At 38.0% G+C, this 14,867-nt stretch carries 18 protein-coding genes and 1 pseudogene; 8 read left to right on the top strand and 11 right to left on the bottom strand.

Annotated elements, in window-relative coordinates:
* Window positions 1-11: 11 nt before the first annotated feature.
* Entirely contained in the window at window positions 12-443 is a 432-nt protein-coding gene (gene queF / locus IIC38_11050; GenBank protein MCH8126487.1) for an NADPH-dependent 7-cyano-7-deazaguanine reductase QueF, read from the bottom strand.
* A 585-nt stretch (window positions 444-1,028) separates the two neighbouring features.
* On the opposite strand from queF, the pseudogene IIC38_11045 reads away from it, so the two are divergent.
* Window positions 1,029-1,285, top strand: a pseudogene (locus IIC38_11045) (DUF4160 domain-containing protein).
* Between the two features lie 2 nt (window positions 1,286-1,287).
* Entirely contained in the window at window positions 1,288-1,551 is a 264-nt protein-coding gene (locus IIC38_11040) for a DUF2442 domain-containing protein (protein MCH8126486.1), read from the top strand.
* A gap of 128 nt (window positions 1,552-1,679) precedes the next feature.
* Here IIC38_11040 and IIC38_11035 read toward each other — a convergent pair whose 3' ends face one another.
* From IIC38_11035 to IIC38_10995, 9 genes are all read right to left on the bottom strand, one after another.
* Window positions 1,680-5,063 carry an ABC transporter permease gene (locus tag IIC38_11035; protein ID MCH8126485.1) on the bottom strand — a complete coding sequence of 1,128 codons (3,384 nt, stop codon included), beginning with the start codon at window positions 5,061-5,063 and terminating at the stop codon, window positions 1,680-1,682.
* Window positions 5,064-5,247: 184 nt separating this feature from the next.
* A complete protein-coding gene (locus tag IIC38_11030) occupies window positions 5,248-5,586 on the bottom strand; it encodes a type II toxin-antitoxin system PemK/MazF family toxin (protein MCH8126484.1) in 339 nt (112 codons plus the stop codon).
* The gene (locus IIC38_11025; protein MCH8126483.1) at window positions 5,571-5,813 is read right to left on the bottom strand and encodes a CopG family transcriptional regulator; all 243 of its coding nucleotides are present in this window, start codon (window positions 5,811-5,813) and stop codon (window positions 5,571-5,573) included. Before IIC38_11025 ends, IIC38_11030 begins: the two co-directional genes overlap by 16 nt.
* 122 nt (window positions 5,814-5,935) lie before the next feature.
* The gene (locus tag IIC38_11020) at window positions 5,936-6,205 is read right to left on the bottom strand and encodes an antitoxin (protein MCH8126482.1); all 270 of its coding nucleotides are present in this window, start codon (window positions 6,203-6,205) and stop codon (window positions 5,936-5,938) included.
* A gap of 4 nt (window positions 6,206-6,209) precedes the next feature.
* Window positions 6,210-6,479 (bottom strand): BrnT family toxin, encoded by a 270-nt coding sequence (locus tag IIC38_11015; protein MCH8126481.1) that lies wholly within the window; start codon window positions 6,477-6,479, stop codon window positions 6,210-6,212.
* 107 nt (window positions 6,480-6,586) lie between these two features.
* Window positions 6,587-7,876: an AMP-binding protein gene (locus IIC38_11010; GenBank protein ID MCH8126480.1), complete on the bottom strand. Its 1,290-nt coding sequence runs from the start codon at window positions 7,874-7,876 to the stop codon at window positions 6,587-6,589.
* Between the two features lie 8 nt (window positions 7,877-7,884).
* Complete coding sequence (locus tag IIC38_11005; protein MCH8126479.1) at window positions 7,885-8,646, bottom strand: hypothetical protein; 762 nt, start codon at window positions 8,644-8,646, stop codon at window positions 7,885-7,887.
* Window positions 8,643-9,086 carry a hypothetical protein gene (locus IIC38_11000; GenBank protein MCH8126478.1) on the bottom strand — a complete coding sequence of 148 codons (444 nt, stop codon included), beginning with the start codon at window positions 9,084-9,086 and terminating at the stop codon, window positions 8,643-8,645. The genes IIC38_11005 and IIC38_11000 overlap by 4 nt, the downstream gene beginning before the upstream one ends.
* A gap of 111 nt (window positions 9,087-9,197) precedes the next feature.
* The gene (locus IIC38_10995) at window positions 9,198-9,644 is read right to left on the bottom strand and encodes an acyl-CoA thioesterase (protein MCH8126477.1); all 447 of its coding nucleotides are present in this window, start codon (window positions 9,642-9,644) and stop codon (window positions 9,198-9,200) included.
* Window positions 9,645-10,066: 422 nt separating this feature from the next.
* Between IIC38_10995 and IIC38_10990 the strand changes: the two genes are divergently transcribed.
* From IIC38_10990 to IIC38_10965, 6 genes are all read left to right on the top strand, one after another.
* On the top strand, window positions 10,067-11,182 hold the full coding sequence (locus IIC38_10990; protein ID MCH8126476.1) for an AraC family transcriptional regulator: 1,116 nt from the start codon (window positions 10,067-10,069) through the stop codon (window positions 11,180-11,182).
* Window positions 11,183-11,305: 123 nt separating this feature from the next.
* Window positions 11,306-11,689: a DoxX family protein gene (locus IIC38_10985; GenBank protein MCH8126475.1), complete on the top strand. Its 384-nt coding sequence runs from the start codon at window positions 11,306-11,308 to the stop codon at window positions 11,687-11,689.
* Window positions 11,690-11,823: 134 nt separating this feature from the next.
* Entirely contained in the window at window positions 11,824-12,588 is a 765-nt protein-coding gene (locus IIC38_10980; GenBank protein ID MCH8126474.1) for a c-type cytochrome, read from the top strand.
* 511 nt (window positions 12,589-13,099) lie between these two features.
* Window positions 13,100-13,759 carry a TlpA family protein disulfide reductase gene (locus tag IIC38_10975; protein ID MCH8126473.1) on the top strand — a complete coding sequence of 220 codons (660 nt, stop codon included), beginning with the start codon at window positions 13,100-13,102 and terminating at the stop codon, window positions 13,757-13,759.
* Between the two features lie 194 nt (window positions 13,760-13,953).
* Window positions 13,954-14,289, top strand: coding sequence for a hypothetical protein (locus IIC38_10970; GenBank protein ID MCH8126472.1), 336 nt, complete (start codon window positions 13,954-13,956; stop codon window positions 14,287-14,289).
* Window positions 14,289-14,501 (top strand): hypothetical protein, encoded by a 213-nt coding sequence (locus IIC38_10965; protein MCH8126471.1) that lies wholly within the window; start codon window positions 14,289-14,291, stop codon window positions 14,499-14,501. The genes IIC38_10970 and IIC38_10965 overlap by 1 nt, the downstream gene beginning before the upstream one ends.
* 182 nt (window positions 14,502-14,683) lie before the next feature.
* Here IIC38_10965 and IIC38_10960 read toward each other — a convergent pair.
* Window positions 14,684-14,867 (bottom strand): hypothetical protein (locus IIC38_10960; protein ID MCH8126470.1); only part of this gene is annotated, 184 nt, incomplete at its 5' end.

Raw genomic sequence — 14,867 nt, 5'->3', positions numbered from 1 at the left:
TATGCATACCATCACAAGTATTCGATCGACTCCAACGCTTCTTTTGTTTTGATATGTTGAGCGTTCACAATGATATCAACACCGCCGCGAATATTAAAAATTCCTGTAACTTTACACCAGTGCGGATCCAACGTCTTGACAAGATCGTCCAAAATAGTATTGGTTACATGTTCATGAAAAACACCTTCATTGCGGTAAGACCAAATATACAGCCTAAACGATTTCGACTCTACAATCAATTGATCCGGGATGTATTCCACTCGTATTGTGGCAAAATCAGGCTGGCCGGTAACAGGACAAAGGCAAGTAAATTCATCCGTTTCCAACGTAACCAAATAGTAACGCTCCGGATTTTGATTGGGAAATGCTTCCAAATTCTTGCCGGGTTCCGATTTGCCGCCAAGTTTTGTTAATTGATTCTTGTTAGGGTGTTTGTCTGTCATTTTCGCTTCTTTGCCTTTTTCAAAATTATTAATGGTATTGTGCAGCAATTTCTAAATATTTATTGAATGCCGATACTCAAGAATTTTCTTTGATGAGCAAGGTAGTCTCAACCATCGGTGATGGATTTTGTCATGCCGGCTGTGTCTTTTTCCTCCACAATGATTTAAACCAATGATAAACCGAGAAAATTCAAGACGTTTTTATATGGTAAATTAACCGAGGATTATCATTTGCTTAAATTTGTTATAGCTTCTTACCTGATGCAAAGTTAATTTATTTGCATTTTGAAAATTAATGGATTCAACTAAAGTTAAAGGTTGGTGAGATTATTATTGATCTAAAAGTTCATATGAAGTATTTTTATTAAAAATATAGTTTAGTTAACCTGGATAATTCATAGCCACCAAGACTCAAAGACACAAAGCTTTAAAAAATAAAGGTTAAGAAAGATTGATTCTTTATATTGACAGAAAATTGGTTCATAGTAATTTGTCTTTATAACTTTAATATTCTTAGTTACTTAGAGTCTTTGTGGCAAAAATTCATGAATAGTGCAGGTTAAAACATATCAATGGAAGTTTGATATGCCAACAGTTTTGTACATAATGGGTTGGCGATTCTTTTTCTATGCGAATGAGGGAGATGAACCGATTCACATTCACTGTCAAAAGGCCGAGAAAGAATGCAAATATTGGCTGGATACTGATAATTTTGATGTTCATGAAGCTTATGGTTATAATGTTAACAACAAAGATAACGACAGGTCAAAAAGATTATCTTTATCTTTAAATATTTTGAGCATATTGAAGAAGAATGGAATAAATTTCAGAAGGAACGATAATAATGAAAAAATATCATAAAATAGAATGGGTTCAGTTTATGAATGAAAAGCTAAAAATCAGAATAGACGGGGATGAGCATGAATTTGAACTCTCAGTGATCTCAAAGAAATTAACAAATGCTTCACATACTGAAAGAGCAAAATACCAAATTTCTCCATCGGGATATGGAATTCATTGGCCATTAATTGACGAAGATCTATCGATTGATGGATTACTCGGTATTAAGCATACTTCATCAAATATTAAAAAAACTGTTCAAATTTGAATTAATTTAGAACATCAAAGGGTTCCTCTACTTTTTTTAGTACTATTTAGCAAGCAACAAAGAAATTCCCCAATTTTATATCAAAGTGATCCAGTTTCCCGGCAGCCATTATCAACCAGTTGAAAGTTTTAATGTTCGGCTTTTAAAGCAGGCAGCAATGGAAACCTGAGAACGGAAATTACCGCCAAACCGCTTGCCGCTAATCCACAAAGAAAAACCACCGCTAAAGTAATGACAAGTGGCAGCCACGGAACCTGCTTGAAGTCAGCTAAAATATGAGGTAAAACAGCAATGATGGCGGCAACAGTTCCGATCCCTATTCCTGCTAAAATCAAAAAACCATTTTCGAATAATAAAATTAAAGATAATTTGGATTTGCGAAACCCAAACGCTCTCATGGTAGCTAACTCGCCTTTTCTTTCTAATGCATTGCGAAAAAGGACAATTCCCAATCCAAGAGTTCCCAAGAGCAAGCCTAATCCGCCAAGCGTTTGAAAAACCGCAAGATAGGTATTTTCCACGACCTGGTAACTGTTTAATTTCTCAGCAGTCGAAGTTACATCGAACCCAAAATTGCTTAGATTGCTCTCAAGGAGCGTCGCGATCTCACCCTGCTGTTCTAATGCAGTTTGAATTAAGAAATAAGAATAGCCGCTTTTACTGGGGAAAAGTTTAACAAAATTTGATTCGGAAATAAGGACTTCACTCTGGAAAATACTTTTTCGCAGCAATCCCACAAATCGCAGTTTTACCTCTTCTCCGAATTCATCTTGAATGGCTAAATCATTGCCAAGCCCCACTTTCAAAATCCACATTGCCGAATTGTAATCAGCGATAGCAGGAATGACTCCCGGTTCGATTTCTTGTTCAAGCAGTTGCCAGGGATTATCAATAGGTTCTGCAACCGACTGAAATGAAAATCCACCTCTCTGGATTTGTTCGTCCGTCACACCCAAAATTCTCGGTTTTTGAGGTTTATACAGGTTCAAGCAACTGACATCTTCTCCAGGCATCAATCGGAATGAAATGGCTGTGGCGCCGGACAATTGTTCTGAATCGTCATCATTAAAACCGAGTTCAAATCTACCGTTTTCTGAATTCAAGTTCTCATGTAACCCGACATCGGATTCCGCAACCAGCGCAAATCCACCAGCCCCCGAATTTTTCTTTAAAACATCACTACTGAAATCACGACGATTGGCGCCGACTGCAACTATCATAAAGCTGGCACAAGCAACCAGCGCAACACAAATCATACTCCTTCCCGGAAATCGCGATGAGTTTCGGGCGGACATATATTGCAGATCTACAAATTTTTTAACATTCACCTGTTTTCTCAACGCTCGAAATTTTATCGACAAAAAACAAAGCCCTGAAATCAACATCAAAGATCCGCTGGACATGAACATAATTGCCGATGATTCCAACCTCATAACGATCGCTGTAACAACCAAAAGTAAGGCTAGAATGAGGCTGCCCACAGCACTTATTTTCATAAAACGGCCGGAATGTTTAAGTTCATATTGCTTACTGCCTGCGAGTAGAGATGGCGTCGGGATTTTTCCTAATTGTCGGATGGTTCGCCAGGTTGCGAACAAAACCACCAAAAACGCAATGAAGTAGCCAATGATTAAACTCGAAGGTGTTATATGCAAGAAAAGGAAAGGCGATCCAATGGCGCCAACCCACCAGGTTCTTAATCCTGTCATCACCAATTCAGAATACAGAATAGCACCGATCAAACCAAGGAGGCATCCGACACCGCCAATGAGGAGCACCTCTTTAAAGAACAGTGTCCGAATTTGTTTATTGTTATAACCGACTGACAGCAATATACCGATCTCACTTGATCTTTGCTCGATCCCTAATCGAAAGAGGAGTCCAACCAAAAGTGCGGACGACACGATGAGAAATATACTGAATCCAATAAAAAGCATGCCAAAATCAGTAGAACCGGACGAGGCTTGCAAGCCTTGCTGTTTCACTGGCTGAAACAATAATCCGGCTCTTTCAGGAGAGAATCCACGGAGAAATATTTCTTCGAATTTTGCTTGGGTTGACTGAATATCACTGCCCTTCATAGCTCCGAATCGGATCGAAGTTAAATTACCGAAACGACTGCGCCACAATTTTTGACCGACTTCCTCTGAAACAAAGGCTTTGGGTGTTGCTTTGAAATCATCCCAGTATTTCTCATCTTTCGGTCGCACCAGCTTTAAATCGATTGGGAATGGAGGATTCCAGTCAGCCATATTATCTGAATCATGAATTCCGGGAAATTCCGGGGCTAAATCCGCATCGGCTGCAAGTCCTGTTATTGGAAGGATTCCTTTCAACTTAAAAACCGCATGTTCTGTGGATAGCTCTCCACTCAATCCAACTGAATAATAGGCTATATCAACTTCATCTCCTACATTCGCTGCCAGATCATTTGCGGCCCATTCATTGAGTAAAATATCATCTTGTTCTAATGGGAGGTTTTGTTGAAAAAACGGGATTTCGTTGGGAGGATTCAGAGCAGTAATCGTAGAATACGGTATCGATTTACCATTGGCTGTAATTGTGTTTGCCATGTAAGTAAATATTGGCAATGATTGGATGTCCAATTCTTCTGCTATCATTTTTGCATTGCTTGATATTGCCGTACTCAAGATAAACTCGTTGCTTTGCAGTGCAAAATGATCTTCACGAATCTTTAATTGTAGACCTAAATCCTCTAAAGTGATGCCATTTTTAAGATATGTTTGCAACTGAGGTGTTTGTTCTTCATGCGTATTTTTCGATGAATTGTCAGAAACAAAAATTGCATTTACTTTTTGATTTTGCTCAAGTGCATTTTGCAGTACAGATAAAGAAACATAAGCATTCAGGGTCAGATTTTGATTGACCCGAATTCCAAATCGGCCAATTCCGTTATCAGGCAGAATTGCGGTCAAAACAAGGCGGACAGATTGAAGTATTTCAGACGATTCAGTATTACCAAAAAGCGACTCCCGGTGAATATCGCTTTGCTTTTCAAAATGAAGCAATATTTGATCCCCTACTTCGATTCCCAATTCACTCTGCAATGCCTGGTTAATGACTATGGATTCAAAAACCTTGTCAGGCTGTTTTTTGAGGAATGAGAGCTCGCTATTTTTTTCATCTACCTTTTTGCCAAAGTAAAGTGAGGAGAACCGGTTATCCATTCCGAGAATATTGATATTTGACGCGCGCGCTTTTGTGTTCGCGCTGATTGCTGTACCTGTTATTAAAATCCCCGGGGCAATGCCATCAAAATCATTCTCGAACCCACTCATTTTTTGTAGGTCGGTTGCCAATTTCTCACGAAAGTATCGATCCGCTACTAATGCATGGTCCACATTTCCCAGTCGATCCAGAATTAAATCACGCAGGCTCCCTTTTACCGAATCCCCAACTAAAAGAGCGCCGGTAAGCACAGCGGTCGCTACTGCGGCGCCGAGTAAGACAGCCAGGTTAATACGCCAATAGTAGAGTAGGTTTTTTTTCATGGATGATTTATTTAGCCTAATAATTTACCAACTATCACTAATTTCTATTAATTCTTCTCCTGATTCGAGTTTTTTCAAAGCTTCTGGTAGAGTTTTGAGTAAAATTTGTTGAATTGCCACAAATGAGCCATATTATTCTTGGAAAAGGACGATATTTATTTCCAGTTGCCGGGTAAAAAAAATATTAACTGCTAATAATTTCATTAAATCCTTCAATAATGTCTTCCAATTCTTCCGGTGGTACAGTAGCTAACTTATTTTTGATTCTTAAAGTTGATAAGGTTCTTATTTGGCTTATTTTCACCCAGGACCGTTTGGGTAATTTTGACCCTGATAATTCGAATGTTAGTGGGAATCCCGCTTTTTGTGGTTGACTGGTCAAAGCTAATGCAATTACAGTTCCGGATTTCTCATTAAAAATATTGTTGCTAATTATTAGAACGGGTCTAAAACCTGCTTGCTCATGCCCACGCGTTGAATGTAAGTCTGCCCAATAGACCTCACCTCTTAATATTCTGGCCATGATTCAAGCTCTTGGTTTAAACCCTCATCAGCCATTGACTGCTCCAATTGAGGATCAAGTTTTGCACATTCTTTGGCTAACCGACTTTTATCTATGCGGAGTAACTTTTCTTTTACTGCTTCTTGAATAATGTTACTTCTATTGGGGTAAACTTTTTCCTTTACAAGGAGATCAAGCTTTTTAAGAAGTTGATTATCAATTGTAATTGCTACTTTTGCAGATGACATCGAAAATCTCCTGAAGGTATGATCAATTATCATACTTTAAGATTTTTTTGAAGCAATGTCAAGATTTTCTGTTATTTGGATAATATCGACATCTGAAAAGATGTAATAGGTCATTCACTAGCTTACCGATCTACAAGGCGGCCAGATATGTATTTATGAAGTATACTTGATACAAGAGTTTGATAGGGAATCCCTTCTTCCAACGATTTTATTTTTAGTCCTATTAAATCTCGTTCGGATATCCGAATATTAATTCTTTTACTCTTAGTAAATGTATTTCTGGCATATTTCGCATACTTTACTTTTTCCGTTTCCAGATCTTCTACAGATTGCCATTCGTCATTTTCATATGACTTAATTATTTCTTTTTCATACTCATCAAATTTTGGCATTGTATTACCTTATGAATTTATTTGTTGCTTTACGATTTGGGATTATTGTTTTTAGAAAAATTTTATCTTCTTCTTCCACAAACGGAACTAAATAAACATAATCGTCAATCTCGACAATAAATATTCTTTGATTCGGATATTTCTTATGATTGGGATGATTAATTACATCCAAGACATTTTGACTTTCAATTAAACTCGCTACAATCTCGAAAGATACCCCTCTTTCCTTTTTAAGTTCTTCATTTTTTTCATCATTCCAATCAATGTATTTCATAGACCAAAATAATGAAATGTGTGCCTATTGTCAATATATTTTTAGATACAGTTTTATTCTGTTTTCAAATCTGATATTAAATCTAATAAATAAAATTTATTTGCTCATCACTTCTTCACCCACCTATTTGCTTTCATCTCGAAGCGAGGCAAAGAACCAGGTGAAGCAATCTTTACCGGAATTCTCAGGGAAAGAGAAACATCAAATGCTTTTTCCAAATTAGAGGTTATTTTTGTAGAATCCTGGCATTGCGGTCCTAATTCGACTTCAACCAATAATTCGGGTAACGCCAATTGGGTGTTCACTTCAACCTGGTATTCCACTATTTCCGGAAACGTGCGAACCACTTTTTCTATGACGCTTGGATACACATTGACTCCCCGGATAAAAACCATATCATCTGCCCGTCCTAATATCCCACCTTCGAGCGCCAGGTTATAAGTCCCACATTCACAAAGATTATTGCCGCCATTCTTAACCATATCTCCGGTTCGATACCTGAGTAAAGGCGAACCGATTCTCCCTAAATTGGTCAGAACCAACTCCCCGACTTCACCCGTCTCAATAGATTTTCCAGTCTCAGAATTGATGATTTCAGGAATAAAAGCCGATTCGATGACATGCAACACTCCAGGCCTCTTTGAACACTCATATGTAACGGGCCCGATTTCCGTCATACCGTGATGATCCACCAATCTTGCGCCGGGCCATAATTTTTCAATTTGTTGTCGAGTTGCCGGAATGCTCGAACCCGGTTCACCCGCAGCAATGATTGCCCGGACGCCAGCCTGTTCTAAATTGAGCTTTTCCTCTCTGGCGACTTCAGCCAGCCGGATGACATATGTAGGAGTACAGCATAACAGGGTTACTTTATTATCAATGATGGAATGCAGCCTTGCAACCGTACTCATACCTCCACCGGTAATACTCAGACACCGCAATTGCTGAGCTGCTTCAAAAGCTGTCCAGAATCCAAGAAAAGGGCCAAAGGAAAATGCGAAGAAAATGGTGTCTTCAGGCTTGGTGTCGACTGAATAAAACACATGCTTCCAATTGTCCAGCATCCATTGCCAGCTTTCCGGTGTATCCAGCCAACGTAGAGGGATTCCGGTAGTACCACTGGTCTGACTATACCTTGTGTACTTTTCCAATGGATAAGTTAAATTACTGCCATAGGGAGGATTTGTTTTTTGATCCTCGACCAGTTCCTCCTTAATGGTTAGCGGGAAGGTGTTTGTATAGTCCCTTAAATTAGAAAATGGGAATTGAAGATCAACTTTGTTGATTTTTCTCGTATAAAATTGATTTGAAGGAACTAGATTCGTTAATAGGTGATTAATTTTATTAAGCTGATTCGCTTCAATTGCTTCACGATCCGGCAATAGATTATCGCTCATAAGTTAAATTATTCGTCTGTTGACTTCTTTTTAGTTGAAGGGGTTGTTTTTCTTGTCCTGGGTTTTGGCTTAGGTTCAACTTTAGGTTTCGTCTTGGGTTTGGATTCCGTTTTCGACTTCGTCGCAGTCTTAGGTTTAGGCTTGGACTCGGCTATCGGTTTCGTCACAGTTTTAGGTTTAGGCTTTGCCGCTGTCACTTGCCTCTTTCTCGTTTGAGTTGGCTTCTTACCCACAACAGTAGCTTTTATTTCTTTTTTATCTTCAGATTTTAAATCAGACTTAACAGGTTCGATTGGATCATTAACCTCAACCACCGAGTCCAGGCTTGCCTGTTTTTTGAAGTAGTGTCTTATGACCACAAAACCAGCAACCATGCCAAACAACCCAATTGCCAAAATAATCCAGGACATGGTTTCCAGTCTTCTCACAGCCATCTCTTTTTCAGCTAATATTGCTGCTTTTTCATCCAAAGAATGATCAAGTTCTGATAACTTATTTTCACGGAAGATTAAAGTTTTCTCCTTTTCTTCCAGCACTGAGATTAAATTCTCCAGTCGATTTTCTAATTCTGCGACCCTGGCAGTGGATTCACTCAAACGTGGGTCAAGTTCTTGTGGCACCTCCATGGAATCTGCAGCAACGAGTGCCTCCTTTTTCAAATCCTCTTTGATCAAACTTTGATCATCCAAACTTTGACAGCCATTATGGTTAAGGATAGCTGCAAGTACAAAGATCGAGCTAAAAATCCATTTTGAACTTTCAATTTTCATTTTTTGTCTTCCATGCTTGTGACATTCGAAACCTGTGGATTTACATTGGCTGCAGGCCCTGGTTTATACAAAGTAACCAGACAACCGCCAATCGCTGCCAGCAATATTCCCACAATGAATTGCCAGCGGAAATTACTTAACCCACCAGGAGGAGGGTGCGTAAGATATGCAGTCATTGCATTGACGATAGGTGCGCCGGCAAAGATAATCGACATAACCACGATTGGAGATCCCTTCGCGCCAAAAGCCAACAACACGCAGAAAGCGCCTATTGCGCCGACCACGCCGGCTATCACCGACCATGTAATCCCTTTCATCGGAAAGGACCAATTCGAACCGTTAATCATCAGCATGATGACCGAACCAATAATCGCTATGACTACATAAGCAACCCCAACGTAGAAAAAGGCTTTGTAACGTCCATTGACAGGATCTGCCATTGCGGTTTGACCGTTATGGAGAAAAACACCGTACAGCCCCCAATTGATCACAGTCATTAATGCAAATACTAACCAGAGAAGTCCAGGATTTGAATTCGTCATAACTAACTCCTATTCGAATAGTTCTTGTGGTGCAGATTCTATTAACCTTGATATTTCATCCGGAATCGGGATTGCTCCTTTAATCATTCCATTTTCATCAAAGCCAATACAAACTGCCGTCATGGTTCCTCGCGCAACCTCCAATGGAGCAGAACCATTACTTATTTTGCGAAAAATAAATTGATACTCGATTGCTTTACTTTTTTTCTGTTTAACCAAAAGCTGTATTTCAACCAGGTCTTCAAAATTGAGTGGTTTGAGATAATCACATTTTACATGCACCCTTGGCCAGCCAATCCTGGGTCTGGTTCCACCATGCACCGAAAAACCTAACGATCTGAAAAACGCATGTTCGGTAAGCTCCATGAAACGAAAATAATTCGAAAAATGCAAGATTCCGGCCGCATCCGTTTCTGCAAACTCAACCAACTTTTTTAGTTTGAATTCATATGCCATGTTGGTTTTTAATCTTTGTTTTGAATAATGTCACGGTTAATAATATTTTATTTTTGATAACGAACATTTCTAAGCTTGATAAATGAGTTTTGGACGTTTAAAAAAATTAAAATCCATTTTATTCCATTTCTTGTAAAAGTAGCCAATTAATTCTTAATTTCAATTCAAAATAAAGCAACTAAATGGTCCGTTTCATAAACTGTGTGCCGTATGAATAGATCGGGTTAATAAATAATTATTGACAATGTATCGGAATACCACATTGGGCTGGTATTTTACTATTATCATTCTTCAATTGCGCATGTACATTAAACATAGGAATTCGGTTTCAATATATTATCCTGTTTGTGATGTTAAACATGCAGCCAGAGCTAGAAAATAATGTGTGAACCTTAAGGTTTTTGAGTATCGGTTTAAAGAATATGTGGATTATCGTTTTATCTTTTGGAGCCTTGCAGGGATTTTTCCTTGCCTTTGTTTTATTCATTCACAAACTGGGCAACAGAAGAGCAAATCGGATATTGGCTTTTTTGTTACTTCTACTTTCCTTCAATGTTGTAAGGTATTTATCAGTAGAATACTACAACCTGTCGATTTCATTCCCGCTATATATCGGGTTACAAACAATCCCTTTTCTTTATGGACCTTTGTTATATCTTTATGCAGAAGTTTCATTTAAAAGAAACTTTACCCCGATAAAATATTTTGTTCATTTTATCCCTTCGTTGTTAATATTACTTTTTGCTCTTTCTTTTTTAGCAGAGAGTGTATCAGCTAAAATGGAATTTATCATATCCAATTATCCCAAAAACATGCGAATTGCTATTTACTTGCTGTTTTTTGTTCGATTTTTACACATGCTTTTTTACAATATGATGATCCTGAAATCAATCAAGAACCTGGCTCAAGTACTAAAACAAACCCGTTCAAATTTGAAGGAAATCAGTAACCGGTGGTTTAAATATTTACTAAAAGGATATACAATTTTTCTTTCGCTGATGCTTCTCTATTTTTTACTTTTAATTTCGGGTATTTATTACTCTTATGGTGAACAGATAAGATTAGTCTTTGCACTTATTATAACTTTTTTTATTCATGCCATTGCTTTCAAAACGCTAATTAATCCTGAGATAATTTCAGAAAATATTCTTCTACACTTTTCCGATGACAAATATAAAAATTCTCACTTGACAACTGAAAACAGGATTAAATACAAAACCCTTCTTGCAGATTATATGGCCGGATCTAAACCCTATCACAATAGCGAACTAAAATTGAATGAGTTGGCTAAGAACTTGTCTATTCAGCCATACAATCTTTCTCAAGTGATAAATGAACAATACAAAATGAATTTTTTTGATTTTATTAATACTTATCGAGTGGATGAAGCAAAACATAAGCTGTGTAATTCTGCAACAAATGAAACCATCCTTTCTATCGCTTTTTCCGTTGGCTTTAATAGTAAGACCGCATTTAACCGGGCATTTAAGAAAAATACACAGATGACACCTTCTCAATTCAAAAGGGTTAATCAATAAATTACTTTACCCTTCAATTTCATCGTCCTACCAATTAGCAAAATAAAACTTAACCTTCATAAAAAATAATTTAGTGCCACTTTAGAAAGTGGAGCGATTGAGGTAAATTACTTTGCTATATTATTGAAAATTATTTTAAATATTAAATTAAGGAATGTTCAATTAAAAACGATCTTATTATGGGTCCTTCAAATTCTTCTTGCTTTGTTATTTTTGGCCGCAGGAAGTGGAAAATTTTTGGCAGGAGAAGTATGGCAGCAAAAATTTCTTGATTGGGGCTATCCAAACAACTTCTATCTTGTTATTGGCGCTGTTGAAACAATTGCAGCTATCCTATTGTCAATTCCTAAATTCACAAGATATGCTGTTATGCTTTTAGTCGTAGTTATGTTAGGCGCTGCCATGACTCATCTTTTCAATAATCAAGCGCCAGAACTTATTCGTCCCGGAATTTTCCTTGTTTTTCTTTCAACTTTAATCTATTTCAGAAAAGAAAAAGCAGCTTAGCTGAGAAAGAATACTAACAATATCCACTTTAAGAAGAAATCTTATCACTAACGATTGAAATTAACTTCACAATATTTAATGTTACAAATCACTAATTGATTTTGTATCCAAATTACAAAAGAAAGGAGTTTTTCATGACAAAGTCTGAAATAAACGAAAGACAAACATGGAGGAAAATCCTGGCATTTATTTTATTGGTCTTATTATTCGGCACAGCTAATGTTCATGCCCAGTTCCCGCCAAAAGAATTGAAAAACTTGCAGGTGTTTCCAAAAGATATAGCCACCAATGAACTTATCGAAAATATGAAAGGCTTTACCAGGGCGCTGGGTGTGCGATGCCAGCATTGCCATGTGGGTGAAGAAGGGATGCCGCTTTCGGAATTCGATTTTCCTGCAGATGAAAAAGAGACCAAAGAAATTGCCCGGTTTATGCTCAAGATGACCAAAGAAATTAACAGCCAATATATGACCAAATTGGGTAGAGAGAAAACCATTGAAGTCAATTGTACAACCTGTCACCATGGTCAGAATCTGCCGCAAACGCTTGAAGAGGTGCTGGCGGCAATCGTTTCTGAAGAAGGTATACAAGCTGCTATCACGAAATACCATGATTTGCGGGAACGTTATTACGGCGGTTTTGTTTACGATTTTCGGGAAAATGTATTGACCCGGCTTGCCAGTCAACTGGCAATGCAAAATCAAAGTGAAGAAGCAATCGAAATACTTAAATTGAATATCGATCATTATCCTAAATCTTTCCTGAGTTACTTTACCTTAGCGGAGCTCTATGCGACGAAAGGTGATAAAGCATTGGCGAAGCAAAACTATGAAAAAGTAATGGAATTACAGCCAAATCCTTTTGTGAAAAAGAAACTCGAGGCACTGGAAAAAGAATAAATGATCAGTATGAACACTGAAACTATCTATCAGTCATCAAAGGGAGTAAATGTTAAAAATATTGGATTATTTCTGTTGAGGATATTGTGTGCTGTCAGGATGTCCGCCTCAGACAAAACTTTTCCATAAAGGGCGGATAAAACGTTATTTTCTCAAAATAGTTATACATAGGCTTTTGTATTCCATTTTATTCAGGTATTCTTGGAATCATTATTCAGATTGATTTGTTAACCAATCTAAAATCAAACACTGGCCTCGTTATTTACATAAAAACAGAATATGGCTATGAAGAATTTTGGTCATATATTTATTTCTAAGTTTATTCTTTTACATCCTTTTTAGCGGGATTAGTATTAAATACGAGCAATTTAATATAAATAAACTTCATTGCAAATTGGCAAGTTTGCGGTTCTAGAACCACTACAAGACATATACGAAACCGTTGGCAAGCATTTCTAAAAATGCTCACATTAATAAAACTGATCTAATTATTAACTAGGAAATTAGAACGATGGAATATTTAGCTTTTTTTATTAGTGAAAATGCATCATTCTTCAATTCATATGGAAATTGGTTGATGATTCCTTTGTTTGCAATTGTCATTTTCACCGATTGGCTTCTATCTAAAAAAACATTCACATCGCGACTGAAAAAGTGGGCTTTAAGAACACCATTATTTATCCTGTCAGTCGTATTAGGTGCTCTCATTTATATGACCAATTTTCCTCTAAAGCCAATAGTCAGTTCCATTGCAAAAGTGCATAAAAATATTGGACAAAAAGTTTATGATTTCGATTTTATAGATGTGAGAAAAGACAGCACATATAAGATATCAGATTTCGCCGGAAAAGTAATTTTACTAAACTTTTGGGGAACATATTGTCCTCCTTGTATAGAGGAGTTTCCCCATCTAAAAAGGATTGAATCCGACCACCCCGACAAGGTATGGGTAATCGCTCTGAGCGATGAAAATAGAGAACGAATTATGAAATTTGTCCAAAAGATAGAAAGCCCAACGATTGTTGGCAGTTTTGCATCGGAAAAATGGATTGACTTAGAAACCTTTCGCCCATTAACAGTTATAATTGATAAAAATGGGATAATAAGAGAATATATGATTGGGAAGAAGGATTATACCTCTTTTAAATCAGTCATAGATAAATATTTATGAGTTTGCTAATTGAGATACAATTAGGCTTTTAAGGGGCGAACATTTGCCAACAAAAATCCCAATATCAAAATTTCGGCAATGACTTCGAAAAAGGTTCACGATAGAGAAATATCGCCCTGGGCTCGATTGATGACGGGTTTCTCGGCAAATAATAGTAGATGAGGCGGGATCCAACATTTGAAAGAGTTAAAAGAATGAAAAGTCTAAATATTACCATTTTATTAACCCTGGTTTTTATTTCAACTAATTGTCCGAGCACTACGATTGATGATTCATTAAAAGGTAAAGCTACAGGTAAAATAAAAGGAGTCATTTTTGACGGACCCGGTGAACCACCCATCACAGAGGAAATGGTTGAAAATATTTTGCCTTCGAACGCTAAATGGATAGCCGTCATCCCGGAGGCTTTTACATATAGAAATACTCTGAAAGTAAAATCATTCTTACGTACCGGGGGCAGTGGTATGGTGAGACCATCGAGGGTAGTTTTAAAGTGGTGCGTTTTGCCAAAGAGCTGGGATTTAAAGTAATGCTTAAACCACATATGAGAATAACCTGGGACCTATCCGGATGGGATGAGCAGAAAAATATAGATTTTAAAATCGACGCTGATCGAAAAAAATATTCTGACCAGTGGATCATACCGACGGTCCGTCTTCCGGCACCATCTATGCGATTGCCACCCAATCTTTCCGACCCAAGACAGAAACGACGAAATACCATTACCACCCGATTATCCTGAGTCACTCGACCGATCAAGGGAGGACCTTTTCAGATCCGACCTTAATAAATCCAACCAACCTGGTTCATCAGGCGGGGATTCCGGTGGTACTATCAGATGGCACCGTGGCTTTTACTTTGTATGACTTCGCGCCCTGGACTCATAGTCGTCTGCTGGAGACCCGACGCATTTGGGCGGTCACTTCAAGCGATGGCGGTCGCACCACTTCGCTGCCGGCCTTTGTAGCCGAGATATCCAACGATCCTCAATTTCCGACCCTGGCTGTGGATCCAGCCCCTGCGAGTCCTTTCCGCGACCGTTTGTACTCGGTATGGACGCGTTTTGAGTCGGCTCCGCGAGGAATTTCTCTGGCCTCTTCCCATGACC

Source organism: candidate division KSB1 bacterium (assembly GCA_022566355.1).
Lineage (GTDB): Bacteria > Zhuqueibacterota > JdFR-76 > JdFR-76 > DREG01 > JADFJB01.
The sequence above is the reverse complement of the archived record's forward strand: the minus strand, read 5'-3'. Positions and strand labels throughout refer to the sequence as shown.

What these genes read in the sequence shown, in the direction of transcription:
- queF (MCH8126487.1), bottom strand. Translation starts at nt 443, where the DNA reads ATGACAGACAAACACCCTAACAAGAATCAATTAACAAAACTTGGCGGC.
- IIC38_11040 (MCH8126486.1), top strand. Translation starts at nt 1,288, where the DNA reads ATGAAAAAATATCATAAAATAGAATGGGTTCAGTTTATGAATGAAAAG.
- IIC38_11035 (MCH8126485.1), bottom strand. Translation starts at nt 5,063, where the DNA reads ATGAAAAAAAACCTACTCTACTATTGGCGTATTAACCTGGCTGTCTTA.
- IIC38_11030 (MCH8126484.1), bottom strand. Translation starts at nt 5,586, where the DNA reads ATGGCCAGAATATTAAGAGGTGAGGTCTATTGGGCAGACTTACATTCA.
- IIC38_11025 (MCH8126483.1), bottom strand. Translation starts at nt 5,813, where the DNA reads ATGTCATCTGCAAAAGTAGCAATTACAATTGATAATCAACTTCTTAAA.
- IIC38_11020 (MCH8126482.1), bottom strand. Translation starts at nt 6,205, where the DNA reads ATGCCAAAATTTGATGAGTATGAAAAAGAAATAATTAAGTCATATGAA.
- IIC38_11015 (MCH8126481.1), bottom strand. Translation starts at nt 6,479, where the DNA reads ATGAAATACATTGATTGGAATGATGAAAAAAATGAAGAACTTAAAAAG.
- IIC38_11010 (MCH8126480.1), bottom strand. Translation starts at nt 7,876, where the DNA reads ATGAGCGATAATCTATTGCCGGATCGTGAAGCAATTGAAGCGAATCAG.
- IIC38_11005 (MCH8126479.1), bottom strand. Translation starts at nt 8,646, where the DNA reads ATGAAAATTGAAAGTTCAAAATGGATTTTTAGCTCGATCTTTGTACTT.
- IIC38_11000 (MCH8126478.1), bottom strand. Translation starts at nt 9,086, where the DNA reads ATGGCAGATCCTGTCAATGGACGTTACAAAGCCTTTTTCTACGTTGGG.
- IIC38_10995 (MCH8126477.1), bottom strand. Translation starts at nt 9,644, where the DNA reads ATGGCATATGAATTCAAACTAAAAAAGTTGGTTGAGTTTGCAGAAACG.
- IIC38_10990 (MCH8126476.1), top strand. Translation starts at nt 10,067, where the DNA reads ATGTGGATTATCGTTTTATCTTTTGGAGCCTTGCAGGGATTTTTCCTT.
- IIC38_10980 (MCH8126474.1), top strand. Translation starts at nt 11,824, where the DNA reads ATGACAAAGTCTGAAATAAACGAAAGACAAACATGGAGGAAAATCCTG.
- IIC38_10975 (MCH8126473.1), top strand. Translation starts at nt 13,100, where the DNA reads ATGGAATATTTAGCTTTTTTTATTAGTGAAAATGCATCATTCTTCAAT.
- IIC38_10970 (MCH8126472.1), top strand. Translation starts at nt 13,954, where the DNA reads ATGAAAAGTCTAAATATTACCATTTTATTAACCCTGGTTTTTATTTCA.
- IIC38_10965 (MCH8126471.1), top strand. Translation starts at nt 14,289, where the DNA reads ATGCTTAAACCACATATGAGAATAACCTGGGACCTATCCGGATGGGAT.